At 58.0% G+C, this 25539-nt stretch carries 25 protein-coding genes and 1 pseudogene; 12 read left to right on the forward strand and 14 right to left on the reverse strand.

The genetic code is table 11. The annotated features are described in order from the left end of the window. Nucleotides 1–49 precede the first annotated feature (49 nt). Together HDE72_RS03645 and HDE72_RS03650 are read left to right on the forward strand one after the other, a co-directional pair. Entirely contained in the window at nucleotides 50–298 is a 249-nt protein-coding gene (locus tag HDE72_RS03645) for a hypothetical protein (protein WP_183737376.1), read from the forward strand. A gap of 172 nt (nucleotides 299–470) precedes the next feature. Beyond that, on the forward strand, nucleotides 471–668 hold the full coding sequence (locus HDE72_RS03650) for a hypothetical protein (protein WP_183737377.1): 198 nt from the start codon (nucleotides 471–473) through the stop codon (nucleotides 666–668). Between the two features lie 45 nt (nucleotides 669–713). Here HDE72_RS03650 and HDE72_RS03655 read toward each other — a convergent pair whose 3' ends face one another. Further along, nucleotides 714–1832 carry a phospholipase A gene (locus HDE72_RS03655; RefSeq protein ID WP_260176448.1) on the reverse strand — a complete coding sequence of 373 codons (1119 nt, stop codon included), beginning with the start codon at nucleotides 1830–1832 and terminating at the stop codon, nucleotides 714–716. Nucleotides 1833–2065: 233 nt separating this feature from the next. Between HDE72_RS03655 and fusA the strand changes: the two genes are divergently transcribed. Beyond that, nucleotides 2066–4174, forward strand: coding sequence for an elongation factor G (gene fusA / locus HDE72_RS03660; protein ID WP_183737378.1), 2109 nt, complete (start codon nucleotides 2066–2068; stop codon nucleotides 4172–4174). An 82-nt stretch (nucleotides 4175–4256) separates the two neighbouring features. Here the strand turns inward: fusA and HDE72_RS03665 are convergent, their stop codons facing one another. From HDE72_RS03665 to HDE72_RS03680, 4 genes are read right to left on the reverse strand one after another with little or no spacing between them, the layout of a single operon-like run. After that, the gene (locus HDE72_RS03665) at nucleotides 4257–5435 is read right to left on the reverse strand and encodes an HlyD/EmrA/EmrK family protein (protein WP_183737379.1); all 1179 of its coding nucleotides are present in this window, start codon (nucleotides 5433–5435) and stop codon (nucleotides 4257–4259) included. 24 nt (nucleotides 5436–5459) lie between these two features. After that, nucleotides 5460–6920 carry an efflux transporter outer membrane subunit gene (locus HDE72_RS03670; RefSeq protein WP_183737664.1) on the reverse strand — a complete coding sequence of 487 codons (1461 nt, stop codon included), beginning with the start codon at nucleotides 6918–6920 and terminating at the stop codon, nucleotides 5460–5462. Between the two features lie 20 nt (nucleotides 6921–6940). Continuing rightward, nucleotides 6941–8515 carry a DHA2 family efflux MFS transporter permease subunit gene (locus tag HDE72_RS03675; RefSeq protein ID WP_409254946.1) on the reverse strand — a complete coding sequence of 525 codons (1575 nt, stop codon included), beginning with the start codon at nucleotides 8513–8515 and terminating at the stop codon, nucleotides 6941–6943. Then, the gene (locus HDE72_RS03680) at nucleotides 8515–8967 is read right to left on the reverse strand and encodes a MarR family winged helix-turn-helix transcriptional regulator (RefSeq protein ID WP_183737380.1); all 453 of its coding nucleotides are present in this window, start codon (nucleotides 8965–8967) and stop codon (nucleotides 8515–8517) included. The genes HDE72_RS03675 and HDE72_RS03680 overlap by 1 nt, the downstream gene beginning before the upstream one ends. A gap of 138 nt (nucleotides 8968–9105) precedes the next feature. On the opposite strand from HDE72_RS03680, the gene HDE72_RS03685 reads away from it, so the two are divergent. Beyond that, complete coding sequence (locus tag HDE72_RS03685; RefSeq protein ID WP_183737381.1) at nucleotides 9106–9630, forward strand: SRPBCC family protein; 525 nt, start codon at nucleotides 9106–9108, stop codon at nucleotides 9628–9630. 296 nt (nucleotides 9631–9926) lie between these two features. Here HDE72_RS03685 and HDE72_RS03690 read toward each other — a convergent pair whose 3' ends face one another. Further along, complete coding sequence (locus HDE72_RS03690; protein ID WP_183737382.1) at nucleotides 9927–10760, reverse strand: hypothetical protein; 834 nt, start codon at nucleotides 10758–10760, stop codon at nucleotides 9927–9929. A 535-nt stretch (nucleotides 10761–11295) separates the two neighbouring features. Between HDE72_RS03690 and HDE72_RS03695 the strand changes: the two genes are divergently transcribed. Beyond that, entirely contained in the window at nucleotides 11296–11523 is a 228-nt protein-coding gene (locus HDE72_RS03695; RefSeq protein ID WP_183737383.1) for a hypothetical protein, read from the forward strand. Nucleotides 11524–11588: 65 nt separating this feature from the next. After that, entirely contained in the window at nucleotides 11589–12350 is a 762-nt protein-coding gene (locus tag HDE72_RS03700) for a PEP-CTERM sorting domain-containing protein (RefSeq protein ID WP_221291145.1), read from the forward strand. Nucleotides 12351–12459: 109 nt separating this feature from the next. Here HDE72_RS03700 and HDE72_RS03705 read toward each other — a convergent pair. The 4 genes and pseudogenes from HDE72_RS03705 to HDE72_RS03720 all read right to left on the reverse strand — a co-directional run. After that, a pseudogene (locus HDE72_RS03705) lies at nucleotides 12460–12957 on the reverse strand (DUF6624 domain-containing protein); the annotation flags it as partial. Nucleotides 12958–13068: 111 nt separating this feature from the next. Beyond that, nucleotides 13069–13785 carry a DUF2628 domain-containing protein gene (locus HDE72_RS03710; protein WP_183737385.1) on the reverse strand — a complete coding sequence of 239 codons (717 nt, stop codon included), beginning with the start codon at nucleotides 13783–13785 and terminating at the stop codon, nucleotides 13069–13071. A gap of 155 nt (nucleotides 13786–13940) precedes the next feature. Then, nucleotides 13941–14477: a hypothetical protein gene (locus HDE72_RS03715; RefSeq protein WP_183737386.1), complete on the reverse strand. Its 537-nt coding sequence runs from the start codon at nucleotides 14475–14477 to the stop codon at nucleotides 13941–13943. Beyond that, a complete protein-coding gene (locus HDE72_RS03720) occupies nucleotides 14474–15391 on the reverse strand; it encodes an alpha/beta hydrolase (RefSeq protein WP_183737387.1) in 918 nt (305 codons plus the stop codon). Before HDE72_RS03720 ends, HDE72_RS03715 begins: the two co-directional genes overlap by 4 nt. Nucleotides 15392–15615: 224 nt before the next feature. Here HDE72_RS03720 and HDE72_RS27665 point away from each other — a divergent pair, with 224 nt between their 5' ends. The 4 genes from HDE72_RS27665 to HDE72_RS03735 are packed head-to-tail and all read left to right on the forward strand — an operon-like array spanning nucleotide 15616 to nucleotide 18520. Continuing rightward, nucleotides 15616–16056: a hypothetical protein gene (locus HDE72_RS27665; RefSeq protein WP_260176453.1), complete on the forward strand. Its 441-nt coding sequence runs from the start codon at nucleotides 15616–15618 to the stop codon at nucleotides 16054–16056. A 32-nt stretch (nucleotides 16057–16088) separates the two neighbouring features. Further along, the gene (locus tag HDE72_RS03725) at nucleotides 16089–16979 is read left to right on the forward strand and encodes a hypothetical protein (protein ID WP_260176454.1); all 891 of its coding nucleotides are present in this window, start codon (nucleotides 16089–16091) and stop codon (nucleotides 16977–16979) included. A gap of 6 nt (nucleotides 16980–16985) precedes the next feature. Next, a complete protein-coding gene (locus HDE72_RS03730) occupies nucleotides 16986–17684 on the forward strand; it encodes an OmpA/MotB family protein (RefSeq protein ID WP_183737388.1) in 699 nt (232 codons plus the stop codon). Then, nucleotides 17681–18520, forward strand: a complete 840-nt coding sequence (locus tag HDE72_RS03735; protein WP_260176455.1) for an HNH endonuclease — start codon at nucleotides 17681–17683, stop codon at nucleotides 18518–18520. Before HDE72_RS03730 ends, HDE72_RS03735 begins: the two co-directional genes overlap by 4 nt. Here HDE72_RS03735 and HDE72_RS28040 read toward each other — a convergent pair whose 3' ends face one another. After that, a complete protein-coding gene (locus HDE72_RS28040) occupies nucleotides 18521–18862 on the reverse strand; it encodes an FAD-dependent oxidoreductase (protein WP_409254947.1) in 342 nt (113 codons plus the stop codon). It abuts the gene before it with no gap. Between HDE72_RS28040 and HDE72_RS28045 the strand changes: the two genes are divergently transcribed. Together HDE72_RS28045 and HDE72_RS03745 are read left to right on the forward strand one after the other, a co-directional pair. Next, on the forward strand, nucleotides 18752–19075 hold the full coding sequence (locus HDE72_RS28045; RefSeq protein WP_260176523.1) for a hypothetical protein: 324 nt from the start codon (nucleotides 18752–18754) through the stop codon (nucleotides 19073–19075). The two genes, HDE72_RS28040 and HDE72_RS28045, sit on opposite strands and share 111 nt — an antisense overlap. A gap of 63 nt (nucleotides 19076–19138) precedes the next feature. Beyond that, nucleotides 19139–22369: a PAS domain-containing protein gene (locus HDE72_RS03745; RefSeq protein ID WP_311735190.1), complete on the forward strand. Its 3231-nt coding sequence runs from the start codon at nucleotides 19139–19141 to the stop codon at nucleotides 22367–22369. On the opposite strand, the gene HDE72_RS03750 is transcribed toward HDE72_RS03745, so the two are convergent. From HDE72_RS03750 to HDE72_RS03760, 3 genes are read right to left on the reverse strand one after another with little or no spacing between them, the layout of a single operon-like run. Beyond that, nucleotides 22366–23481, reverse strand: coding sequence for a PAS domain-containing protein (locus HDE72_RS03750; RefSeq protein ID WP_183737389.1), 1116 nt, complete (start codon nucleotides 23479–23481; stop codon nucleotides 22366–22368). The two genes, HDE72_RS03745 and HDE72_RS03750, sit on opposite strands and share 4 nt — an antisense overlap. 8 nt (nucleotides 23482–23489) lie before the next feature. Beyond that, the gene (locus HDE72_RS03755) at nucleotides 23490–24680 is read right to left on the reverse strand and encodes a hybrid sensor histidine kinase/response regulator (RefSeq protein WP_183737390.1); all 1191 of its coding nucleotides are present in this window, start codon (nucleotides 24678–24680) and stop codon (nucleotides 23490–23492) included. After that, complete coding sequence (locus HDE72_RS03760) at nucleotides 24670–25533, reverse strand: CheR family methyltransferase (RefSeq protein WP_183737670.1); 864 nt, start codon at nucleotides 25531–25533, stop codon at nucleotides 24670–24672. The genes HDE72_RS03755 and HDE72_RS03760 overlap by 11 nt, the downstream gene beginning before the upstream one ends. Nucleotides 25534–25539 lie beyond the last annotated feature (6 nt).

The raw sequence follows: 25539 nt of genomic DNA on the forward strand, positions 1-25539 counted from the left end.
GTCCATTCAGGGTATATTGCGTGCTTTATCACTGAACAGCTTTACTATCATGGAACAGATCGATCAGCGTTACCTCGTGCAACAAAACAAAATCAGCGACGGCGAGACCAAGCCGCCCGTGTTTGCCAAGGTCATGCGCAGCAAGGAAGGCGTGTTTGAAGGCGTTTCCTTTATCAAGTCGAAAGACAAGGCCACGGTAATGACCATCGCCGAAGCCAACCAGGCCATCAAATGGGCTACCGGCAAGAAGCCGAATGCGCACGAATACGTGACCAAGGTCATTTGCGTCGGCCAGTAGGTCTGTCGTTTTACGCAGTTCATTCCAGCTTTAGTCCCGTCCATCCCCGTATCGTGCATTTCATCGCATGGCGATTGCTGTCGCAGTGGCGCTTTTATATAGTGTGCTCACAGTAGCGGGATGAGCCAGACAGCTTGCCCCGCTCATTAATTCGGAGAAATGGGAGAGTGTCATGCTGGGATTCGTGCTGTGGCTGCTGCTGTTGATGGTGTGCTGGCCCTTGGCCTTGCTGGCCCTGCTGCTGTACCCGCTGGCCTGGCTGATGTTGCTGCCGTTTCGCTTGATCGGCATCGGCGTGGAAGGCGTGTTTGAGTTGCTGCGCGCCATAGTGATGTTGCCAGCCCGCGTATTGGGCGGCGGCCGACGCTAAATCTTTGCACGAATAAAAATGGCGCCATCGGCGCCATTTTTGCATTTAGAAATCCACCAGGAAACCACCACCCAGCGATTTTTGCGAGTAGTTATAGTCGATCAGGCTTTGGCCATAGCCTGAAAATACTTGCAGATAACCCTTCAGGTTGGCTTTCAGCGGGAAAGCCCAGCCAGCTTGCAGCGAGCCGTGGCGCGTGCTGAAGTTGCGCCGGGCCGTGACGGAGAATTCATGTCCGTCATTGCGATAGCTGACCTTCACGTCGCCATGGCCCATGTAGTCGACGATATCGATATTGTCATTGTCCGCCACGCCATTGTCGAGGCGGCGCCAGATGCGCGCTGCAACCGCCACGTTTTCATGCTCCATGCCCAGTTCCGCATACAGCCGGTTCCAGCTGCGCGACAAGGTCGAGGTCTGGCCGTTGGACTGGTGCACCAGGCCCAGGTTCAGGTACTTGAAGTCCACGCCCGCCAATGTTTTGCCGATCGGCATGACCAGCATGACTTCCGGCTGGTAATTGGTTTCGCGGAAAGGGCTCGATTCCTTGCGGTTATAAGCTTGCCAGAAACTTTGCTGCGTGTAGCCAAACCACATATCGATAGGCGTGCCGGCGATGTCTTCCATCATCTTCATCTTGAAGCTCAGCTGATACGTCAGCTCCACATGCTGGCTCTTGATGCCGCCCGGGGTGAATTCCTTGAACGGTTCGTCGTTCGAGGACGTGCTGTAATTGGCCAGCAACAGATAATTGTCGCGGTGCGGGCGGAAGTTGAACAAGCCCCGCTTGGACGCGTCATCGAGTTCCCACAATTGCGTCACCCGCGAAATCGGTGCTTCCGGTGGCGCGGCGCCAGCCTGGGCCACGACCGGAATGGCGGCGTTGACGGCGTCTGGCGTGACGATGGCGGCCGGGTTGGCGGCGGAACTGGTGGTCGAAGCTGCTGCGACTGCCAGGGTAGCGGCCGTGGCATGCGGGTTGCCGCCATTGGCGATGGTTGCTTCTTCGACGGCCTTGGCCAAAGTGTCAAAACAGCCGAGGCGCGCGCTGGCGTCGCCGAGCACGGAGCAGCGTTGCATTTGCTGCTCCAGTTCGCCGGCCATGGCAAATGTTGGCGAGGCCAGCAAGGTGGTCAGGATGAGGGTTTTTATTTCAATTTTCATAGGCGCCATAGCAGGGAGGGAATTACCGGTATTGATACTGATCAACTGGTCTTGCTTATTGTCTTGGTAATTGATCGAAAGTATAGCGGAAAGCTTTATTTCTACGGGGTGGCTAGCGTGCGCACCAGAATGCGGCCCTGTCATGCCGGTGAAATCGATGTCTGCTACACTGAAAAACCGTCGCGCAATCCCGGCGCGGCGTAGAGGTAACATGGCTAGCAATGGAGATTGTGATGACCCGCAGAACACCTATCGAGCGCTACCGCAACATTGGCATCAGCGCCCACATCGACGCCGGCAAGACCACCACCACCGAGCGTATCCTGTTCTATACCGGCGTGAACCATAAGATAGGCGAGGTGCATAACGGCGCCGCCACCATGGACTGGATGGAGCAGGAGCAGGAGCGGGGCATCACGATTACCTCGGCCGCCACCACGGCCTTCTGGAAAGGCATGGCCGGCAATTTCCCGGAACACAGGATTAACATTATCGATACGCCGGGCCACGTCGATTTCACCATCGAGGTGGAGCGCTCGATGCGCGTACTCGACGGCGCCGTGATGGTGTATGACGCTGTGGGCGGCGTGCAGCCGCAGTCGGAAACCGTCTGGCGGCAAGCCAATAAATACCATGTGCCGCGCATCGCCTTCATCAACAAGATGGACCGGGTGGGTGCCGATTTCCTGCGCGTGCGCCAGCAGATCCGCGACCGCCTGAAAGGCATTGCTGTACCGATCCAGCTGCCGATAGGCGCTGAAGAGCATTTTACGGGCGTGATCGACCTGTTGAAAATGCGTACCATCACCTGGGACGACGCCAGCCAGGGCGTGCAGTTCAGCTATGGCGAGATACCCGCCGCCCTGCAGGAGCAGGCGCAGCAGTGGCATGACAATCTGGTCGAGCAGGCGGCCGAAGCCACGCCCGAATTGACGGAGCGTTATCTGAATGGCGACACATTCAGTGAAGCGGAGCTCAAGCAAGCCTTGCGCGCACGCACCATCCGCAATGAAATCGTGCCCATGCTGTGCGGCAGCGCCTTTAAAAACAAGGGCGTGCAAGCGATGCTGGACGCCGTCATCGAATATCTGCCGTCACCGCTGGAAGTGCCGCCCATCATGGGCCACGACGAACACGACAACGAGGTGGAGCGCCACCCGGCCGACGATGAACACTTTTCGGCCCTGGCCTTCAAGATCATGACCGACCCTTTTGTCGGCCAGTTGACGTTTTTCCGCGTGTATTCGGGTGTGGTCAATTCTGGCGACATGGTCTACAACCCCACCAAGAGCGCGCGCGAGCGGCTGGGGCGCATCTTGCAGATGCATGCGAATGAACGCAAGGAAATCAAGGAAGTGTATGCGGGCGACATCGCCGCCGCCGTGGGCCTGAAAGCCGTGACCACCGGCGACACCCTGTGCGCCATCGATCACATTATCGTGCTGGAAAAGATGATCTTCCCGGAACCTGTGATCTCGCAGGCGGTCGAACCTAAAACCAAGCCCGACCAGGAAAAGATGGGCGTCGCCCTGAACCGGCTGGCGCAGGAAGACCCGTCTTTCCGCGTGCATACGGACGAGGAATCGGGCCAGACCATCATGTCGGGCATGGGCGAATTGCACCTGGAAATATTGGTCGACCGCATGCGGCGCGAATTCGGCGTCGAGGCCAACGTGGGCAAGCCGCAAGTGGCTTACCGCGAAACCATCACGCGCATGGTGGAAGATATCGAGGGCAAGTTCGTCAAGCAGTCAGGCGGACGCGGCCAGTACGGCCATGTGGTGCTGAAACTCGAACCCTTGGCGCCGGGTACCGGCTACCAGTTTGTCGACGCCATCAAGGGCGGCGTGGTGCCGCGCGAATTTATTCCAGCCGTCGACAAAGGCATACTGGAAACCCTGAAATCGGGCGTGCTGGCCGGTTATCCGGTGGTGGACGTGAAGGCAACCCTGACCTTCGGCTCCTATCACGACGTCGATTCGAATGAAAACGCCTTCCGCATGGCCGGTTCGATCGCCTTCAAGGATGGCATGCGCAAGGCGGCGCCCGTGCTGCTGGAGCCGATGATGCAGGTCGAGGCGGAAACGCCGGAAGACTTCATGGGCAATGTGATGGGCGACCTGACGGCCCGGCGCGGCATGGTGCAGGGCGTCGACGACATCCCCGGCGGCACCGGTCGCATCGTGCGCGCCCTGGTACCGCTGGCCGAAATGTTCGGCTACTCCACCACCCTGCGTTCCTTGACGCAGGGCAGGGCCACGTACACGATGGAGTTCAAGCACTACGCCGCCGTACCCAAGCATATCTTGGAGCAGGTGGCGGCTGCGGGGAAAGCGAAGTAGTGTCGATGTAACCCGCAGGGCAGAGACTGGGGTCGTACCCTGAGGGTACGACCCCGGCCTCTTTTGGGCTTGGCACGTTAATTCAATGCGCCAGGTTCTGCGCAATAATGTTATCCGCCATTTTCACCGCCTCATCCACCGGCTGGCTCAAGGCCTTGGTGCTGTACACGGTGGACGCCACCATCGGTTGATCCAGGGTTGCGCCTTCGCCATGGCTGGTGTCGACCGTGACGGTGGTCGACAGGCCGATGCGCAGCGGGTGGGCGGCCAGTTCTTGCGGGTCGAGCGCGATGCGCACCGGCACGCGCTGCACCACCTTGATCCAGTTGCCGGTGGCGTTTTGCGCCGGCAGCAGGGAAAACGCGCTGCCCGTACCGGCCGACATGCCTTGCACCTTGCCGTGGTACACCACCTTGCTGCCATACAGGTCGGTCTCGATGGTGGCGGCCTGGCCCACGCGGATATTGCGCAATTCCGATTCCTTGAAGTTGGCGTCGACCCATAATTGATCCAGCGGCACGATGGACATCAGCGGCGTGCCTGGCGTGACGTGGCTGCCCAGCTGCACATTGCGCTTGGCCACATAACCGGAAACTGGCGCGATCACCGCGTTGCGGCGCACGGACAGCCAGGCTTGCACCAGGTCATCCTTGGCCGACAGCACGGCCGGGTGGCTGGCCAGCAGCACGCCCGCCACGCCGGCGCGCATGGAATCGGCCTGGCGCTGGGCTACCGTCAAGGCGGCCCTGGCGTCATCCACAGCTTGTTTTGCATGCGCCAGGTCTTCACCGGAAATCGTGTGATCGGCCGCCAAAGGGGCGCGGCGGGCCAGGTTGCCTTGCGCCGTGGCCAGGGCCAGGCGGCGCTGTTCGACCACCGCGTCGTATTGCGCCACGCCCGTATAGCGTTCGCGTTCCTGGCGCACTACATTGCCCAAACGTGCTTGCGCCTGGCTCAAGGCCAGGTCGGCGTCGATACCGTCCAGTGTGATCAGGGGTGCGCCCGCCTGCACCATCTGCGTTTCGTCGGCGCGGATTTCATTGACGTTGCCCGTGACTTGCGACGACAGGGTGACCAGGTTGCCGCCCACGTAGGCGTTGTCGGTCTGCTCTTCCTTCGACAGCACCAGCTTGTAGTAGCCGGCCCAGCCGATGCCCGCCAGCACGAACAGGGCTGTGATACCCAGCAAGACTTTCTTGCGCTTGTTGTTGCCTTCGATAGGCGTGTCGGAAGCTGTATTTGTATTGTTATCGTTGCTCATGATGAGTTCTCTAGTGTGCGATGTTTAGTGTGTAGCCGTGGAAGTTGTGACAGTTGCTGCCGTGCTGGTGTCCGGAAAATCGCTGGCGCCGCGGTAGCCGCCACCCAGAGCCAGGTTCAGGCTGATTTCCGCGTTTTGCCGCTGCTGCTGCAATTGCATCAACAGGTCTTGCTGGAAGCGCACGGTCATTTCCGCACTGAGCTGCGTGGCGCGGTCGGCCAGACCCTGTTTCAGGCGGGCATTGGCGTTGCGCAATTGTTTTTCGCTGGTGCGCATGTTGTCATCTTGCAGGCGCAACTGGCTTTCCACGCCCTGCAATTTGGCGCCGGCCTGGGCCACGTCACGCACCACATTGAAGACGCTCTGGTTGTAATCGGCGATCAGCTCGTTGCGCTCCGTGCGCGCGCCACCCAGTTGGGCCTGTAGCCGGCCCGCATCGAACAGCGGCAAGGACAGCGCCGGGCCGATAAACAGGGTGCGGCTACCAGACTCCAGCAGCTTGCCCAGTTTTACGGCATCGAGGCCAAACGAAGCACCCAGGTCGATATCGGGATAAAACGCGGCCTTGGCCGCATCGATGCGGCTTAACGATGCCTGCACGCGCCAGCGGGCCGCTTGCAAGTCGGGCCGGCGCGCCAGCAATTCCATGCCCAGCTTGCCCGGCATGGCGTGTGGCAAGGCGAGGGCCGTGCGCGGCTGCAAGTTGGCCAGCGCGGTGCTGTCGGCGCCCAGCAGGGCGCGTATGGCTTCGCGCTCGGTGATGATCTGCGTTTCCAGCAAGGCGATTTGCTGCTGTATCAGACTCAAACGGGTTTGCGCCGACAGGTGTTCGTCATTCACGCCCAGGCCATTGGCGATGCGCTTTTCCTTGTCGACTACCAGGTCTTGCTGCAGTTGCACCAGCGCATGCAGATTATCCATGCGCGCCCAGTTGGTCTGGATGCTGAAATAGTGCTTGGCGATTTCGGCTGCCAGCATCTGTTCCGACATGGCGAATTCGGCGCGGCGCGCATTGACTTCGCCCAGGGCCGAAGCGATTTGCGCCTTGTGCTTGCCCCACCAGTCGAGGTCGTAATGGGCTTGTACGCCCACTGTTTCTTCCGAGTAGTAGCTGCCGCCTATGGGGGCGGGGAACAGGCCATTGCCCGAATAACGCTGGCGGTTGGCATTGGCGCTCAGGCTGACATTGGCGTCGCGGTCGGCGTGCTGGTAATCGAACGCGGCCTGGGCCGAGTTGATGCGCGCATTGGCCACATCCAGGCTGGGGCTGGCAGCCAAGGCCTGGCTGATCAAGCCGTCCAGCTGATCGTCCTGGAACTGGCGCCACCACTGGGCGGCCGGCCAGCCTTCGCTGGCCAGGTGGATGTCGGCCGCCAGTTGCACCGTGGCCAGGTCTTGCTGCGGCAACACGAGCGTGTCGGGCGGAATGCTGGCGCAGCCGGCTAATGCCAAGCTAAAGGCCATTACGGTCAGGGAAAGTTTCATCGTTTTCTTATGCATGGTGCTTACTCCATGGCCGCGTGGTCGACCACGACAGGCGCATTTTTCTTGGGGGGACGTATCAATAACAGCAGCGGCAGGACGAGGATGGTCAGCCACATCATCATCCAGAAGTCATCGAGGTAGGCAATCATCGATGCCTGCCGCGTGATTTCATTATTCAGGGCCGCCATGCCGGTGCTGGTGCTCAGGTTAAACACGCTGGCAATGCCCGGGTCTTGCAGGGCCGGATTGGCGATCGTGATGTGTTCCGTCAGCGAAGCATGGGCGATCTGCGTGTTGCGTACCAGCAGGGTTTGCACCAGGGCAATCCCGATACTGCTGCCGATATTGCGCACCAGGCTGTAAATCGCCGTGCCTTCGGCGCGCATCTCGGGCGACAAAGTGGCGAAGGTGGCCGCGCTCAGCGGCACGAACACCAGGCCCAGGCCTATGCCCTGGATGATGCCGTTCCATACCACCGTGCCGGGCACCAGGGTCAGAGTGAAATTGGCCATTTGCCACAGTGAAAACGCGGTAATCGAAAAGCCTGCCGCCAGCAGCATGCGGGTATCGATCTTGCCTGTCACCTTGCCGACCACCAGCATGGCCATCATCGTGCCCAGGCCGCTAGGCGCCGTAACCAGGCCGGCAATCGCGGCCGGGTAGCCCATTAATCCCTGCAGCATCGATGGCGTCAGCGCGCGGGTGGCGAACAGCACCAGGCCGACGATAAAGATGAACAGCAAGCCGCTGACATAGTTCGAGTTTTTCAGCAGCCGGTAGTCGAGGAAAGACTTGCCGGCCGGGCGCAGCGCCGTATGGGCGATGAAATAGCACAAGCTCATGGCCAGCACGATGGCTTCTATCCACGTTTCCGGGGATGAAAACCAGTCATTTTGCTCACCCCGGTCCAGCAGCATCTGCAAGGCGCCGATGGACAGGCTCAGGGTGGCGAAACCGAACATGTCGAACGTCATGCGGCCCTTGGGCGCATCCTTGCGGATATAGCGCCAGATGCCGTAAAAGGCCATCGCGCCGATGGGGATATTGATGAAGAATACCCAGCGCCAGCTATAGCTGTCCGTCAGCCAGCCGCCTAGGGTAGGGCCCAGGATGGGGCCTATCATCACGCCCATGCCCCAGATGGCCATGGCCGAGCCGTGTTTCTCGCGCGGATTGATGTCGAGCAGCACCGCTTGCGACAGCGGCACCAGCGCCGCGCCGAATACGCCCTGCAGCAAGCGGGCGGCGACGATTTCCGACAAAGTGCCAGACAGGCCGCACAGCACCGAGGCGATGGTAAAACCGGCAACGGAAACAAGGAAGGTATTCTTTTGGCCGAAGCGGTCGCACAGCCAGCCCGTGAGCGGCGTGGCGATGGCGGCGGCGACGATAAACGAGGTCAGTACCCAGGTGATCTGGTCTTGCGAGGCGGACAAGCTGCCTTGCATATGCGGCAGCGCCACGTTGGCGATGGTGCCGTCGAGCGCCTGGATGATGGTGGCAAGCATGATCGAAATCGTGATCATGCGCCGGTTCAAGGTTGGATCCTGCGAAGCGGGCAGAGAGGGGGGACTACCGACAGTGGCGGAGCTCATCAGGCGCACCCGCTTTCAGACCCGCCCAGTTCCGTCATGCACTGCAAGGTTTCCAGCAATTCCGTGGCGATGCGTAATTGCTCAGGATCTATGCCTTGCAGCAACTCCTTGCGGAAACCATCGGCTTCCTTGCGCACCGTGTCATACACTTGCGTGCCCGATTCCGTCAGCACCACCAGCTTGACCCGGCGGTCGGTTTCCGATTGCTGGCGCAGCACGAAGCCCGATTTCACGAGCCGGTCCAGCATGGACACCATGGTGGGGTTTTCCACGCCCAGCTGCTGCGCCAGCTCGCTTTGCGATGGCGGCTGGGGCGATTTGGCGATCATGGCGATGGTCAGCCAGCTGGCTTGCCCCAAGTCCAGGTCTTTCAGGCGCCGGTCGATGGCATTGCGCCAGCCCCGCGCCGTCCGGTGGAGCGCGGTCGAGAAGCGCTCTTCGATAGAGATCATAAGGTGAGTCGTCTAATAGTTAGGTTTCGAACTAATATTCTAGCATGCCGTTTTGAGCAGCGTGCGGGCCTTCCTGTTTTTTCACGCCGCTGCTACATTAGGCGGTGGGACAACTACAAACCATCATAGGGAGACAGCATGAGCACGGCAGACCAGCAGGGACAGTACCGCGACAGTAGCGACTTTGTCATCAGCCAGACTTTCGACGCCCCGCGCGACCTGGTTTTTCAATCGTGGGTGGAGCCGCAACGCCTGGCGCAATGGTGGGGCCCGGCAGGCTTTACCCTCAGCGTGCTGGCGCTGGAGCTCAAACCCGGTGGTGTTTTTCACTACGGCATGCGGGCCGATAATGGTTATGAGATGTGGGGCAAGTTTACCTACCAGCAGATTGATGCCCCGGAGCGTATCGTTTCTATCTTGTCGTTTGCGGATCAGCAGGGCAATCCTGTGCAGCATCCGGCCAGTGCGACCTGGCCTCTTGAGTCGTTCAATACCATGACGCTCACGGAAGAGAATGGCAAGACGACCATGACGTTGCGCTCAACGCCGCACAAGGCCACCGACGAGCAGCACAAGACTTTTGTTGAAGGGCATGCTTCCATGACGGAGGGGTTCAAGGCTACCTTCGCCCAGCTAGCCCGTTATCTTGCGACTGTTCAATGATTTTTTAGAAGTGCGGGCCTGAGTCGCGGGCGTGAGAGTTGTCCAGGGCTGCGTTGCTTGGGCTTGCCGTACATGCGTACTGTCTGCGCCCGCGCGCCTTGCCCTGGCCATTTTTCAGGTCCGCTGGGCCCGGGGAGCCTTGGCGGAGGGCTTGGGCCCACGCGAGGTCTTGTGGTTGGTTTGCGGTCTTGAGATGTATGGTAATGTTGGATAAATTCTGTTTGCGACCCAATCCAAAAGTTCGGATCACGCTGAATTATTCCGTGCCGCAGAACGACGTCGAATTGAATGAATTATTATGCAATATCTATCAATGCGCGGTGAATTCGCTCAAGAAGATGCCGGAAGTGCATATGATCCGCCTTCTCATCACATCGCATCATTAGTTCTTCAGCATCACGCATCAGTACATGCAATTGTTCAGCCCTTTCAGGGGCAGAAACGCGTTTTGATGCCTGAATTTTGTCAAGTGTATTAAGAATTCGCTCGTACTCGACTGCGGAAATGGATCCTTTGCGGCCACCACGATTTCTGTCGTACATGGAAAGCTCCATAAGCTTTCTCATCTCTTGCATTTCTGCTCGGAGCACTCCAAGCGCTAAGCCTTCTTTGTCACCCTTAAGCTCCGGAATTTTCGCAGATTGACTTAGTGCGAGAAGCTTAACGATTGAGTTGACATTGCCGGCTTCTCCGCTAGCCGTAACGGTTGCTTCAATAGCATCCTTTAGCTCGCGTTGATTTTTAAGTACGTCGTGATACTTCATGTCCTTTGAGTACTCAAGATAACGAAGCGGCGCTATATCAAAAATCTTAGGGGTTCCAATTTCCTGGATCAGAACGACAGGCCTATCAAACGCCTGTCTGATACCAAGTTCAAATAGAACATTTGGATTTCGGCTGCTTAGATCGCATATGGCAACTGGCGCTTCAATAAGCTTTTTGAGAATGTCCAGATGAATAAGATTTGTAGCCTTGACATCATCAGCTCTGACCGCGTTATAGCCAGACATATCACATGCGGGGGCCACGATGTTGTCGTAGACATGCTTAAAATGCCCCTGTGGATAGCCTTCCGTATCCGCTATTGGCATGATGATGAAGCAATCTTTACTTTTCGCCGCGTCCGTCATGATTGATTTCTCGTTAGTTTCATAATTAAAAACAAATATAAAAGATCAGAAGATTAGGACTAAGTTTGTTGCCAAGAAGGAATTTATTAAATCAAGGGGATTAATTATAAAGGTTGCATAGAAATTTTGTTGCATAAATATTTATTTTTTCGTGCGCTAGTAGATACGTAGCGCCGCACTCTAGCTATCTTTCAGACCTATTCCTCCATGCAGTCGAACAGTCTTCGTCTCAATGGCTGACATGCATCATGAACAGATCGACTTACTTTACGGCAGCCATAGCGCCTGGTTGCGGGGGCGCAAGAAGATAGGGTGTACGGAGTAGGTGGTGGATTTGGTGCAGGGTACTTTTATGCGGCTGCTGGGCTTGCGCGATGGCTTGGGCGAAGTGTAGACGCCGCGTGCTTATTTGATGACGATGGCGAAAAGGCTGTTGATTGATCGGCCGCGCCGGCAGCTGATGGAATAGGCTTATTTGGCGTAGCTGGTTAGTCTTGCCGGCCAGTCTGATACTGCGCCATCGGCTGAAGTGCTTGTGATGGCGCTGCACGCGCTGGAGCAACTGAGCAAGTTGCTGATAGAACATAAGGATAGACCAGCTATGCCTTTCCGCTGTACTTCACAACTCCCGCAATTTCCTCGGCGCTTGCCCGCCAGCACCATGGCCATCCGTATCGCTTTTGCCGGCGGCCTTGCCGCATGGGCCGAGCCTGCCATGGTTGCGTTGACTGGGCTTGCCGTAAATGATATTTATAAAAATTAAAAATTTGTATACTAAAAGAAACAATATAGTTATCTTTATGTCTTGATTATATTTCAGGACACTCAATGAAAACTTTGAACTTGCCTCGTCGCTTGCTTGCCGCAGCGTTGGCACTCGCCTGTATCTTCCCTGTGCAGGCTGCCAATTATGAAAAGTTGGTTGGTAGCAATATGGACTTTTATTACGACATCGATACATATGGCGTCGACGGCCTTAGCGTCAATGGCAATACGCTGGACATCCCCTTACACTTTTCCTATCCGACTGGTAGCTTTGAGCGCTCATTCGACGGTCTGATCGTAGTGCCGCATGCCGGATTCAGCGTTAGTGTCGCGCCCACGATGGTGATGAGCGGTACCTATGAGACGGCTCGCTTTGGAGGTGGAGAGGGTGGCGCTTATGCTCTGGTTGCGCACAATGCGATGTTTGGGACCTTCGCAGACGGGAAATTTGTGATCCGTCCCGAGGCCGATGGCTTGACCAGGGTTACTGTTGCGGTGAGCGCTATGAATCTGTATAACGGCCAGTCTGGTGTACAGGAATATACTTTGTCTGATGCTAAAGGTGCAAGCTGGCGCGATCAGTGGTATGGAGATGATGATCTCCCGCAATGGAGTACGTCGGCCCTTTCTTATGCCATGTATTTCAGTATTTTCGATGGCGGACAAAATGGCGGTATTAATGTGATCACCAGCGCCACGGCAACGAGCGGCAAATGGATATTCGATGCTCAAGCCATTTCGGCTGTGCCGGAGCCCGGTAGTGTGACGATGTCGCTGGCTGGGCTGGCGTTGATAGGCTTTGCTTTACGCCGACGCCAGGTTTGAGTGTTATCTTGGGCGGGTCTTGAGCTGGCCAACTTCTGGCTATTCTCAGTCTCGCCGGGTATGGATACTAAAATGGGAAGTGAGTTCAGCAGCATTTTTTCTGGTTTGTTTATTTGACATCATTTTGGCAATCTGCAGGAATCAAGCGCTTGCGTCTCTCTGCTGCATATGCTTCTAGGCTTGGCAGGCCAATGGCAAGGCGGCGGCGGTTTACGGCGTCGATGTTGTCGACTGGTAGCATTTCCAGGTGGCAGCGGTCAGGCTGTGTGAACTGGGTGCCATATTCCTGTGGCCGGCCTTCGGCGGCTGCGATACGGTCGGCCAGATAAGCCAGGTTGCGTGCTGCAGCGCTACCGTTCTTGACGGCCGCTTCCAGCAAGCCTCTAGCCTGGCGCTGGAATGCGATGTCGCTATCGGCATGCTGCGCCAGCAACCAGGCGCTGTGGCTACCCTGTGCGCCGGACGGCCAGCCGCAAGCAGCGATGATGGTTTTGAGTTCCGCTAGGTTTCCTGCATCGATGGCGCGCCAGCGCTGTTGCAATCCTTCTTTTTCCGCATTGCTGGCATCGGGGTTTTGCTGTTGCTCATTCCATTCCTGCCGGATTTGCTGATCCGCACTGGCTCAGGCAGGGTTCTGTTGCCGAGGCAAGCGTATGACAGAGGGTCAGTAAGAAAATATAGAAACGAATCTTCATTGTTTTTCATTGCACTCAATAAATTACGAATTGTTAAATACAAATCGTATGATGAAAAATGCGATATTGAGAAAGATCACTGAACCTAGGCTTCCTGCACCGGCACTGGCGATCATGGAGAGTGTTCTTTGCTTGTTGACTTTAAAGCTGCGTATCTTGCCTATTTCACGCGTGGCTTTTCGATAGAGCGCGATGTTTGCCCAGTAAGCAATGACAAGGCGTGGCAGGACGAAGCCAAATAATACGGCGAGCAGTTCCAGAGGGACGCCTGATGGCTGATAGCCGGGCGACTGGATGATCTCGCCGACGGTGCCCAATGCGAGCAACAGCATGAAAAGTTCAAAAATTGCGGAAATGGTCGCCTTGCCGTACATCTTGTTGTAGACAAACCAATAGAATCCGAACACAAAGGTCCAGATGTTGAAGCCGCCATGTTTGCGCTTGCCGTCAGCATATTCCAGCCACTTTTTTGGCAACGTGCTTTTTACGCCGACAAATGTCTGCAAGGCTGTCATTTGATCGAGTTCCGGTTCGGATGCTGGCCGAACGCTTTCATGCTTTTCCACCGTGGCGGAATGCGTGAAGTATTGTGTGAGTAAATCTGGTGTGGACGGAGCAAAAGCCACCGGGTCCAGGGCTTGGGGTAATTCAGTTTTTTCAGCAACAACCTTCATAGGGCGCCCCAGTGCTCCCTTCGGCAGTTCAAAATATACATCGCCAACTTTGATACGGTCACTCATATGCGTTCCTATGTAAGTACCAGAGCGGGAAATATCCTGAATCTATCTCCCCGCTCATGGCCGCAAGAGGATATCAAATTGCCAAATGGAAATATGCGTGCATTGTCACATTGACTGGAATATCTTGAGGCCGGTGACATGGAGCCTGGTTTGAGTCAGGCATCGTCAGGGATGGCATCGCGCTCCCTGCAACTGAGCGACGCATAGTGTGCTTTGGGGAAGCGGGCCTTGATGGCGTCTTCGCGCAGTGCATGGTTGAGATCGACCGGGTCTAGCAAGGTGCAGCGATTGGTCTTGGCGAAGGCTGCCAGGTTTTTCGTACTGCCATTCACTTTCACCGTGACGCCGGCGCCGGGACTGACGCAGCAACCTATGTATTGCGTGATGTATTCTTCTTCGATCAGCACCAGTTCATGACCCAGGAAGCTTGCACCCTCGGCCACCAGATAGTAATCGGTGTAGTCAGAACGCTGGTTCGGTTTCTTGCCGACCAGGCCAGCTTGCATATAGGCCTGGATGGCCTTGCCTGAATAGCCGCTGCGCTCGCTTGTGCCTGGCTTGAGTTGCAGCGCATGGATCAAGCCGGTTTCCAGCTGCTGGCCGGTCTCGCCGTAGGCAAAGGCGGAACTGGCGGCAAGCAGCATGCCGGCGATGGCTTGAATGTGACATTGCAGGAACTTCAGTTCCTTCATGGGCGAGCCTCACCAGCATCCATGCCCAGCATCTGGCGTATTACCGGCAAGATCATTTTCCAGGCATTCGACGTGGCGGCGATTTCATCGTAATGGCTGGCGCCTGGCAAGATCAGCACTTCCGCCTGGTCGCCGGCCAGTTTGGCCTTGGCCGCATAGTCGTGGGCGACTCTCGGCGGGGAGATGGTGTCCAGTTCCCCGCTAGCGAGCACGGTGCGGCTGCCGTTGGGCATCAGATTGGCCGCGTTGGTGTCGCTGTAGATGTCAGGGCGCTCGCTGCTGGCGCTGCCTGCCAGTTGCACCATTTCACGGTCGCAACTGCTCCTGATCAAGTCTTGTTCATGGCGCAGGTCGGCCAGGCCGCCCAGGCTGATGATGTTGTTGACGGGCAGGAAGTTGTCGCGGTACAGCGGGCTGGTTTTCGGCAACTTGGCGCGGCCGGCGATCCATTGCACCAGTTGCCCGCCGGCCGAATGGCCCATGGCCACGATACGGCTGGTATCGAGCTGATATTGCGTCGCATGGTTTTGCAGGCTGTCGAGCGCCGCATGCATATCCTGGTAAGTGCCGGGATACCCGCCACCGGCTTCATCGACGCGCCGATACTCCACGTTCCACACGGCAATGCCTTGCGCAGCCAGCGCGCCGGCCACGTTATGCATTTGCGTGATGCCACCGAACTCCACCGTCCAGCAGCCGCCATGCACCAGCACCACCACCGGAAACGGCCCCGCACCAGTCGGGCGGAACAGCTGGGCGTATTGCGAGGGCGCCGCGCCATAAGGGATTTGCACCGTCGGCTCGGGGCCATGCAGGGCCAGATAATCATTGAGGCTCATGGGAGCGGCAACGGCGCCGTGGATGGAGGCGAGCAGGGCGGTGGCGATCAGGGAGTGAGACAGACTGTGGGGCATGGCATTCACACTTGTTGTTGGGGCAATTTCCCACTCTAGCATAGCCAGGGCCATCCCTGAAGCCTGCCCATTCCGGTGAGAGTTTTCACGCGCCTGGGCGATGAAAGCGGCAATCAATAAATATTTATTGTGAAAACAATTTCCTGACGGCTAATTTCGTTAGTGATAAAATAAAAGGTTATTTTTATTAAAAGTCATTTAATTGACTACGGCATCAGACGTTGATGTTTCTGATTGCTGTTTTTCATGGGATTACAATGCGTTTTTTGTTACTGCTTTTCTTTACCAGTTTTCCATCCTTCGCTTACGCAAGTACGGGCTTTGCCTCGATGTTTGATGAGCCAATAACGCCGATATTTATTGGAATTAATATTTTATTGACGATTTGGTTTGCTGGTTATCGCTTCAATCGTTTTGCCGTCCAACATGGACCAGAAGTGTTGACAACCGTCGGTATTCTTGGGTGCTTCCTGGGAATTGCAGTTGCCCTCATGGGATTTGATACATCGAATGTCTCATCAAGTGTTCCGGAGCTGTTAAAAGGCGTGAAGACGGCATTCTGGGCGTCACTCAGTGGTGTTGCCGGATCGCTGGTTATCCGTTTTGTGGTGTTGCCGGATCGCTGGTTATCCGTTTTCGTCATCATCAACAGAAAATCCCTATAGCGCCAAGTCCTGGTGCGGCCCATGTGGCAGGCATGGGTGATGTTGTTTCAGCTGTTCAGGCGTTGCAGAAAAGTCTGGCAGGATCAGAGGAGGGAAGTTTATTAACCCAAATGAAGCTCATGCGTCAGGAACAGGCAGATCAGTTAGGCGGGCTGCGGGCATCGTTCGATACATTTGCCAGCAAAATGGCGGAAGACGGTTCCAAAGCGTTGATTGAGGCTTTAAAGGAAGTGATCGGCGACTTTAATACTCAAATCAATGAGCAGTTTGGCGAAAACTTTAAACATTTAAATGCCGCAGTGGGGGAATTAGTCGTCTGGCAGCAGCAATATCGCGTGGAGCTCGATCAGATGCAGACCGTGCAGCGTTCGGCTGCTGACGATTTGCGTATCGCCGCTGGCAGTTTGTCTGCCATGACGGAACGGGCCGGTGCATTCACTGATGCTGCGGCGAGTATGGAGTCGATATTGCGTGGACTGGCCCAGCAATCGGTGATTATTGAACAGTCCCAGCGTTCATTATCCACTGTGTTGATGGAAATGAAAGATGTCGCGCCCCAGTTTGCTCAGAAATTAGATGAGCTCGCATCGAGCATGCAGCGTGGTGTAGCGAAAGTGCAAGCGGATGTGAGCGACGTGGTACGCAATTTTGGTACCCAGGTACAAAGTTCGTCCGCCGAGATGAAACAGCTTTTGGCTGAAACCTTGAAAAAGTCACAGAAGGAGGTCAATGATGAGCTTTCGAAAGGACTGGATGTGGTACGCCAGAGTGTTATCACGCTGGACAAGGGCTTGCAGGAAGAGCTGACGAAAAGTCTGGAATTGCTGGGACGACAACTTGCTTCCTTGTCGGAGAAATTTGTCAGTGACTACACGCCGCTGACTGAGCGTTTGCGTGACGTCGTGCAAATGGCGGCGAGGTGATAAATCATGGAAAACGAAGAAAGTAACCAGTCATACTGGATTCCGCTGGCGGACTTGATGACCGGGCTGATGATGATATTCATGCTGCTGACGGCCGCCTTCATGTTGCGGGTGGAGCAGACCACTACCCTGGTGGTGAAGGAATACGAAGATACCAAGAATGACATGCTGCAGGCGCTGCAGAAGGAATTCGCCCAGGACTTGAAGCAATGGAATGCCGAGTTGCTGGGCGATATGACCATACGCTTTAATGATCCTACCGTGTTGTTTGCCACCGGTTCAGCACAGCTGAGGCCTCAGTTCAAGCAGATACTCGCTACTTTCTTTCCGCGGTATATCGCGTTGCTGACCTCGGAGCGCTATAAGGCTGCTGTCAAGGAAGTACGTATCGAGGGGCATACCAGTCTTGACTGGACCAAGGAAACGGATGTGAAAACCGCGTATTTTCTCAATATGGGACTATCGCAGGAAAGAACGCGCAGTGCGCTGGAGTATCTGTTGAGTCTCCCTGCCGTGTCGAATGATCAGGATTGGCTGATACAACATGTGACTGCGAATGGTTTGTCATCATCGCGGCCTATAGCGCCCGGTAAACAATCTGCTGCCGCCCAACTGGCAAATCAGCGGGTGGAATTTCGTATCGTCACCAATGCCAGCGATCGCATGGATCAGATTGCGCATGATCTCAAGGCGGGCTCATCTTGAAGTTACCTAACTTTCTGGATTGGCCCTTGCTCAATAATCTGCGCCATCACATGGCGGCGCCCTTGGCCGAGGCTTTTGGACGCCAGCATCGTATGAAAGAAATCGAACTGCCCGTCGTCACGCGATTGCAGGAAAATGGTATCGACGTGGGCCTGGAAGAGATACAAATTCTTTCAGATAAGACGCTTGCCTATCGTGGTCACCGCGTGCTGTTATATATCCGTGATGTTAGCAACTATGGCGGAAAGCAGGAGTTGCCTAAATTTCACCTGACGTTTTGTAAGACGCTCGACGGCATGCGTCAAAAACGGCGTTTTGAGCGCTATGTGGTGGCGAATCGCGATGATGGTCATTTTCAGGTGAATCTCATTGGCCAACCGGTTGTTTCCAAGATGGCGATGCTCAATGTCTGCCAGCTTTGTCTGGTCCACATACGCTGGCAAGATTTTCATATGGGCTTGGCGCAAGACGTGCGCTTAGGGCGAGTCCGGCAGTTTGAATTAAAGGCATTTTTTAAAACTTACCCCAAAGATCTCAACGCAGTGAGGCCGGCACATACATCGGACACGGCCCCATTGAATGATTATCCGGCGGATTGGCAAGATATCGCTTTGGCGGTCAAGAAAAATCGTGGGTATTCGTGTAATAAATGCAGGGTGAACCTGAACGGTGTAATGGCGCAGTATCTTCATTTGCATCATCGCAATGGGGTAAAGAGCGATAATGTTGACGAGAATCTCGAGCTGCTATGCATCCGCTGCCATGCTGAGGAACCCTTCCACGGCCATATGAAGAGCCTGCCGTCCTATCAGGAGTATATGCAGGCCCGTCATTAGCTAAGCAAGTAAATTTCTGCTTAGCGGCAATCCACTGCCCCAGCCGCGCGCCATATCGGCCATGATTTGCCGCGTATCGGCCTGGCGCGCCTGTTCGTCGCGTTGCCGGCAGGCGTGTTTATCTGTGTTGAACAAGGCTTGCGCCACGGCGCGCGCCTGCAAGGTGATCTGGCTTGTCTTGGTTTGCCGGCGGGCCGTGAACGCAGGCAAGGCTGTCTCCAGGTCACTTCCTTGCAGACACTGTTGCAGGCACTGCGCCAGGTGATACGCATCTTCCAGTGCCTGGCAGGCGCCTTGGCCCGAGGTGGGCAGGGCGGCGTGGGCGGCATCGCCTACCAGCAAAACATTGCCGCAGTGCCAGCAATCGACAGGATCGTGGTCATGAATGGCGGCCTGGCGCAGGGCAATCTGGTGCATGTCAAGCTCGATCTTGACGCGATGCCGCTGGACGTGGTGGCTTGTTATCCCAGCCATCGCCACCTGGCGGCCAAGACGCGCGCCTTGCTGGCGCTGCTGCAACAGCGCTTGCCTGGGATGGTGAAGATGGCGGCCTGATAGAAAACACTGTTATGCTTTTCTGTCTTGATAGGCTTGCACCATGGTATATTCCGGGCATCAGTGACATGGCTTATCGACAAGGTGCACGCAAACAACATCATCAAACTGCTGGACGCCGAACATGGCGCCTTGGGAAGCATTGCAGCGGGCAGCAGCCTGGTCCATGTGCTGGAACATCTGTTGCTGGCGCTGCAAGGCCAGTCAGAGGAGATCATGCATGGCTGCGTCGTCACGATCGACGAGGCTGACCGCATCAGTGGTCTGTCCGCTCCCAGCCTGCCACACGATCTTTGCCATAGCCTGCAGCAAGATACGCCGCCGTCGCCGCTGTCGCCCTTCGGCGTGGCGGCTTTTTCCGGCGCGCCCGTGTATTGCGGCGACATTGCGCGCGAGCAAGGCTGGAGCCTGGGCCGCAAGGAAGCCTTGTTGCACGGCTACCGTGCCTGCTGGGTCGCCCCCGTGTTTAGCGCCAAGGGCCACATCCTGGGCGTGCTGGGCCTGCTGTTCCAGGCGCCTGGACATCCTACACAAGACGAAATCGAATTACTGCTGGTCGCGGCGCGCATTACGGCCCATGTGATCGAACGCAGCGAGCTGGAAGCGACCTTGCACGCCAGCCGCGAACATTTTCAGTACGCTATCGAACTCAACGCCCAGGTGTTGTGGACCGCCGACAAGCAGGGTCAGCTCGATTACGTGGCCCAGCGCTGGCGCGAATGGACGGGTAATCCCGGCCTCGGCGACGACTGGCGCGATGCAGTCCACCCCGAAGACCTGGCGCGCACCGAGGCGGCCTGGCGCGAGGCGGTTGTCAGCGGCCAGCCCTGCGACGTGGAGTTGCGCGTGCAGCGGCGTGGCGGGCGCTACCGCTGGGTAAGGGCGCGCGCCTATTGCCGGCGCGATGAGGCTGGCCAGCCCATGAAATGGTATGGCTCCACGGAAGATATCGATGACCACTGGCATGCGCGCCATGCCTTGCTTGACCGGGAGGCCCAGTTCCGCTCGCTGGCTTCGGCCATGCCCAACCAGGCCTGGCTGGCCTGCAGCCAGGGCAACACTTACTGGGTCAACGAGCGCGTCTGCGAATACACGGGCTTGTCGCTGCAGGCGCTGGTCGAAGGCGGCTTGCGTGCATGCGTGCATCCCGATGACCGCCAGGCTTCCAAAGACAGTTGGCGGCAGGCCGTGGCCAACGCCAGCGCCTATGAAAATGAATTTCGCATGCGCTGCGCCAGCGATGGCAGCTACCGCTGGTTCCTGGCGCGCGCCATGCCCTTGTTCGACGAGCAGGGTCTGGTGTTGCGCTGGGTAGGCACCAACACGGACGTGCAGGAACAAAAAAATCTGCTGGAAAAGATGGCCTATCTGAATTCTTCGCTGGAAGAGGAAATGGCCAACCGCACGGCGGACCGCGACCGCATGTGGCGCTTGTCGACCGACATCATGCTGGTGGCCGATATGCGCGGCAAGATTATCGCTGTCAATCCGGCCTGGACCCATATACTGGAGCGACCTGAAATCGAGTCGCTGGGCATGGATTTCATCAGCCTGGTGCATCCCGAAGACCGCAGCGCGGCGCTGGACGATCTGGCGCGCATGGCCCGCTGTGGCGCCACCTTGCGCATGGAAAACCGTTACCGGCGCCGCGATGGCAGTTACCGCTGGATCTCGTGGACGGCCGTGCCCGCGCAAAACCTGGTGCATGCGATCGGCCGCGACGTGACCGATGAGCGCGACGCGCGGCTGGCGCTGGTGCGCAGCGAGCAGGCGCTGCTGCAGGCGCAAAAGCTGGAATCGATTGGCAAGCTGACGGGTGGTGTGGCGCACGACTTTAATAACGTGCTGCAAATTATCTCGGGCAATCTGCAATTGCTGAAACTGACCCTGGCCGACAATTCGCAGGCGGCGCAGCGCCTGGCCTCGGCTGCGGCAGCCGTCGAACGGGGCGCCAAGCTGTCGTCCCAATTGCTGGCCTTTGCCCGCCGCCAGCCTTTGCGGCCTTTGGTGACGGACCTGGGACGCTTGCTGCGCCGCATGCATGAATTGATACGGCGCGCGCTGGGCGAACAAATCGCCGAAGAAACGTTTATCAGTGACGGCCTGTGGCACACCCTGGTCGACCCGAACCAGATGGAAAACGTGCTGCTGAACATGGCGATCAATGCGCGCGATGCGATGGAAGAGGGTGGCCGCCTCACTTTTACCTTGAGCAATGTCACGCTCGATGCTGCCTATGCCAGCCAGCAGGCCGATGTGCTGCCCGGCCAGTATGTCTTGCTGACTATCACCGACACGGGCCATGGCATGGAGCGCCACGTGATCGACCAGATTTTCGAGCCGTTCTTTACCACCAAGAAAGAAGGTGATGGCACCGGCCTGGGCCTGAGCATGGCCTATGGTTTCATACGCCAGAGCGCCGGCCACATCAAGGTCGATAGCGCGCCCGGCGCCGGCACCACCTTCAAGATTTACCTGCCGCGCTCGCTGGAGCGCCTGGCCGAACCGCCACCTGGCCTGGCCGGCCCCGTGCTGGGCGGCGGCGAAACCATTTTGGTGGTGGAAGACGACGCCGCCGTGCGCAACACGGTGGTCGACATGCTGCGCGGCCTGGGCTATGAAGTACTGCACGCGGGCGATGGCGCGACTGCCTTGACGATTCTGCGCGGCGGCGTCAGCGTCGACCTGTTGTTTACCGACGTGGTCATGCCCGGCGCCGTGGGCAGTACCGAACTGGCGCGCCAGGCCAGGCTGCTGCTGCCGGAACTGGCCGTCTTGTTTACCTCGGGCTACACGCATAACGTGATCATGCAGGATGGACGATTGGCGCCCAGCGTGGAGCTGCTGAGCAAACCTTACCGGCGCGAAGACCTGGCGCGCACGGTACGCCATCTGCTGGCCGACCGCCGCCTGCCGGGCGCGCCCGACCCCTCGGGCCGGCGCGTGCTGCTGGTGGAAGACAATGACGATGCCCGTGTGATGAGCACGGAAATGCTCAATATCCTCGGCCATACCGTGCACGGCGTGCGCAGCGCCGAAGAAGCCTTGCCGCTGCTGGCCTTGCCGGGGTTGGACATCCTGGTGACCGACATCAGCCTGCCCGGCCTGTCCGGCGTGGAACTGGCCCGCCACGCGCGCGCCGGCTGGCCCCACCTGGACGTGGTGTTTGCCTCGGGCCACGACTGGGGCGCCAGCCTGGCGCAAGACCAGCATGCGCATTTCCTGCAAAAACCCTACAGCCTGGATGAACTGGCAGCCGCGCTCAAGCGCAGGCGTGCTGCGCAGGCAGGCTAACTGCCGGTTCGGCTGGCCAGCAACTGCGCGGCCAGTGCGCCGCCCTGTTCGACGGCGGCGCTGCAAGCGGCCAGTTGCAGTGCCGCTTGCGGATCGTTGGCCACGCTGGCTTGCAGCAATTGCAGCTTGCTGGCAATAATTTGCAGCACCTCGTCCAGATCGCGGGCCACGCTGCCGTGCAAGGGGCGCGAGGCCTGCAGCAGTTCCGCTTCGAGTTTTTTCTCCAGGCTGATGTCGCGGGCGCTGCAATATACTTTGTTTCCCTCGGGCACGGCCACCCACGATAGCCAGCGCCATCCGCCCAGCTTGTGGCGGTAGCGGTTTTCAAAGCGCAAGGCGGGCTGGCCCTGTTTTGCCGCTTCCCAGGTGGCCTGGGTGCGTAGCAGGTCGTCGGGATGCAGCAGTTCCAGAAAGCGCGTGCGGCGGATTTCTTCTTCGCTCCAGCCCAGGGTGGCTTGCCAGGCGGGATTGGAATGCTCGAAATAGCCATCGAGGTTGAGCACGCCCAGCAGGTCCGGGCTGACTGTCCAGGTACGGCCGAATGCGTGCGTGCGCTCTGCCAGCAGGCGTTCCATGTTGGCGCTCAGCGCGCGCAGCCTGGTTTCGACCTGCGCCCGCAAGATGGTCGACCAGGCCCGCTCCGACACATGCACGGCCAGTTCGATGTCGTCCGCGTGCCACAGCCTTGCCGTGTGGCTGTGGATGGCGACCAGCGCGGCCAGCCGTCCTTCCCTGGTGATGGGCACGTAGAGCAGGGCCTGCACGGACAGGCGAAAGAATGCTGCCAGGGCTGCCGGCGTGGACGTGCGCGTATCGTGGGCCACGTCGCTGATGGCGACGGGACGGGCGGCCGCCAATTCCGCCTTTAATTCATCTCCGAGCACATACTCGCCCGCGGCGCCAGGCACCATGCCGTCGCTCCAGGCATGCTGCACGATCAGGCCAGCATGCTTTGGGTCGACCTCAAAACAGCTGACCTGCTGCGCGCCCAGGCGCTGGCCCAGCATCTGCGCCGACAGGGCGAGGATGTCGTGCGTATCGTGCAATGGCCGCAAGCGGCGTTCCAGCTGCAGCAGAAAGGCGGCAGTGCCAGATTTGTTGATCTCGGTCATGCCGGGCCTCAGCTTCCTGCCAGCGGCAAGGTGACGCTGAACAGCGCGCCGTGGCCGGGCTGGCTTTGCAGGGTGATGGCGCCGCCGTGGGCGTCGACCAGTTGCTTGGTGATGAAGAGTCCCAGGCCCAGGCCGCCGCTGCGGTCATGCTGCACCACCCGTTCGAAGGCGTCAAAGATACGTTCCTGGTCCTTGGCGCTGATGCCGATGCCGTGGTCGCGCACTTCGATGACGGCGCTGTTTTGCGTGGCCGCCAGGCTGATGGCAACCGGTTTCCCCCCGCCATAGCGCAAGGCATTGCTGATCAGGTTGACGACGATCTGTTCGACGCGGAAGGCGTCCCAGTAACCGCTGATCTGCTCCAGCGCCTGCAGCTCCAGCGTGCTGCCGGTCGATGCCGCATAGGGTGACAGATCGTCGGCCAGGCGCCGCACCAGTTCGCTCAGGTCGACCAGTTCACGGCGTATCGACAGCTTGCCGCTGCTGATGCGCGATACGTCGAGCATGTCGTCGATCAGGCGCACCATGCTGCGGATCTGGCGCCCGTCGCGCTCGACCATTTTTTGCAGCTTGTCTGGCGCGAATGCGGCCAGATTGTCGCGTTCCAGGTTCAAGGTGCGCATCTGCGTTTCCAAAAACAGGGTATTTAATGGCGTGCGCAATTCGTGCGCCACCATCGACATGAATTCGTCGCGCATGCGCAAGGAACGCTGCAGCTCGGCCTGGGTGGTGCGCAATTCCTGCAGCAGCGCTTCCTGTTGTAAACGACTTTGTTCCAGCGCCAAGACCTGGCGCCGCGTTTCCATGCGCTGCTGGTGCAGGGCCACGAAGACGTTGACCTTGCTTTGCACGGCATTGATGTCGAGCGGCTTGTGCAGGAAATCGACGGCGCCGCTTTCATAACCCTGGAAGGAAAAATTCATTTCCTTGCCGGCCGCCGTGACGAAGACGATGGGAATATGGCGGGTTTTTTCGGTGCCGCGCATCAATTGCGCCAGCTCGAAACCATCCATGCCGGGCATTTGCACGTCGAGGATGGCCAGCGCGAAATCATGTTCCAGCAGCAAAGCCAGCGCTTCTTCGCCCGACGAGGCTTGATAGATGCTGCGGTCGTGTTCGCGTATCAGGGCGTTCAGGGCGCGCAGGTTTTCAGGCAGATCGTCGACGATCAATAATTTGGTGCTGCTGTCATGTGTCATGGCGTACTCCTGAAACGTGTTTCCTGGCGCGCTTGCGGTACAGCTTTGCTACTTCAGGCAGAGGCTCGAAATCGTCGGCAACGCTGGAAAAGTTGGGTACTTCGCGGCTGCCCAGTCCCAGGAAACCCCGGTGGCACAGCGATTCGTGAAACAGGCCCAGCGCCCGGTCTTGCAAGGTTTTGTTAAAGTAAATCAAGACGTTGCGGCAACAGATCAATTGCGTTTCCGCAAACACGCTGTCCGTCGCCAGGCTGTGGTCGGCGTAATTGATGTGTTCCAGCAAACGGGCATCGAAACGCACCGTCGCATGCTCGGCCGTGTAATAGTCTTGCAGCCAGCCCGTGCCGCCCGCCGCCAGATAGTCGGCACTGGCCTGCTCCATGCGCAACAGTGGATACACCCCTTGGGCTGCTTTCTGCAGCGCCTGCGGATTGATATCGGTGGCGTAGATCAGGCTGCGCGCCAGCAAGCCTTCTTCGTGCAGCACGATGGCCAGCGACAGCGCTTCCTCGCCCGTGCAGCAGCCGGCCACCCAGATCCTGGGCGAAGGGTAAGTCTTGAGCACAGGCACTACCTGCTGGCGCAAGGCCAGGAAAAAACCGGGGTCGCGGAACATTTGCGTTACCGGCACGGTCAAAATCTGCAGCAGCTGGCCAAAAGCGACGGCGTCGTCCAGCACGATCCGCTGCAAAGCGGGCAGGCTGGCGCACTGGAAACGCTCCAGCGCGTGGTTCAGGCGGCGGCGCTGCGAGGGCAGGGCGTAGTGGCGAAAGTCGTAGCTGTAGCGCTGGTACAGCGCTTCCATCAACGCTTGCAGTTGCGCATCTGTATAGGGTACTACCGAGGCATGCATCGTTTG

The organism is Janthinobacterium saanense (assembly GCF_014200675.1).
Classification (GTDB): domain Bacteria; phylum Pseudomonadota; class Gammaproteobacteria; order Burkholderiales; family Burkholderiaceae_D; genus Janthinobacterium.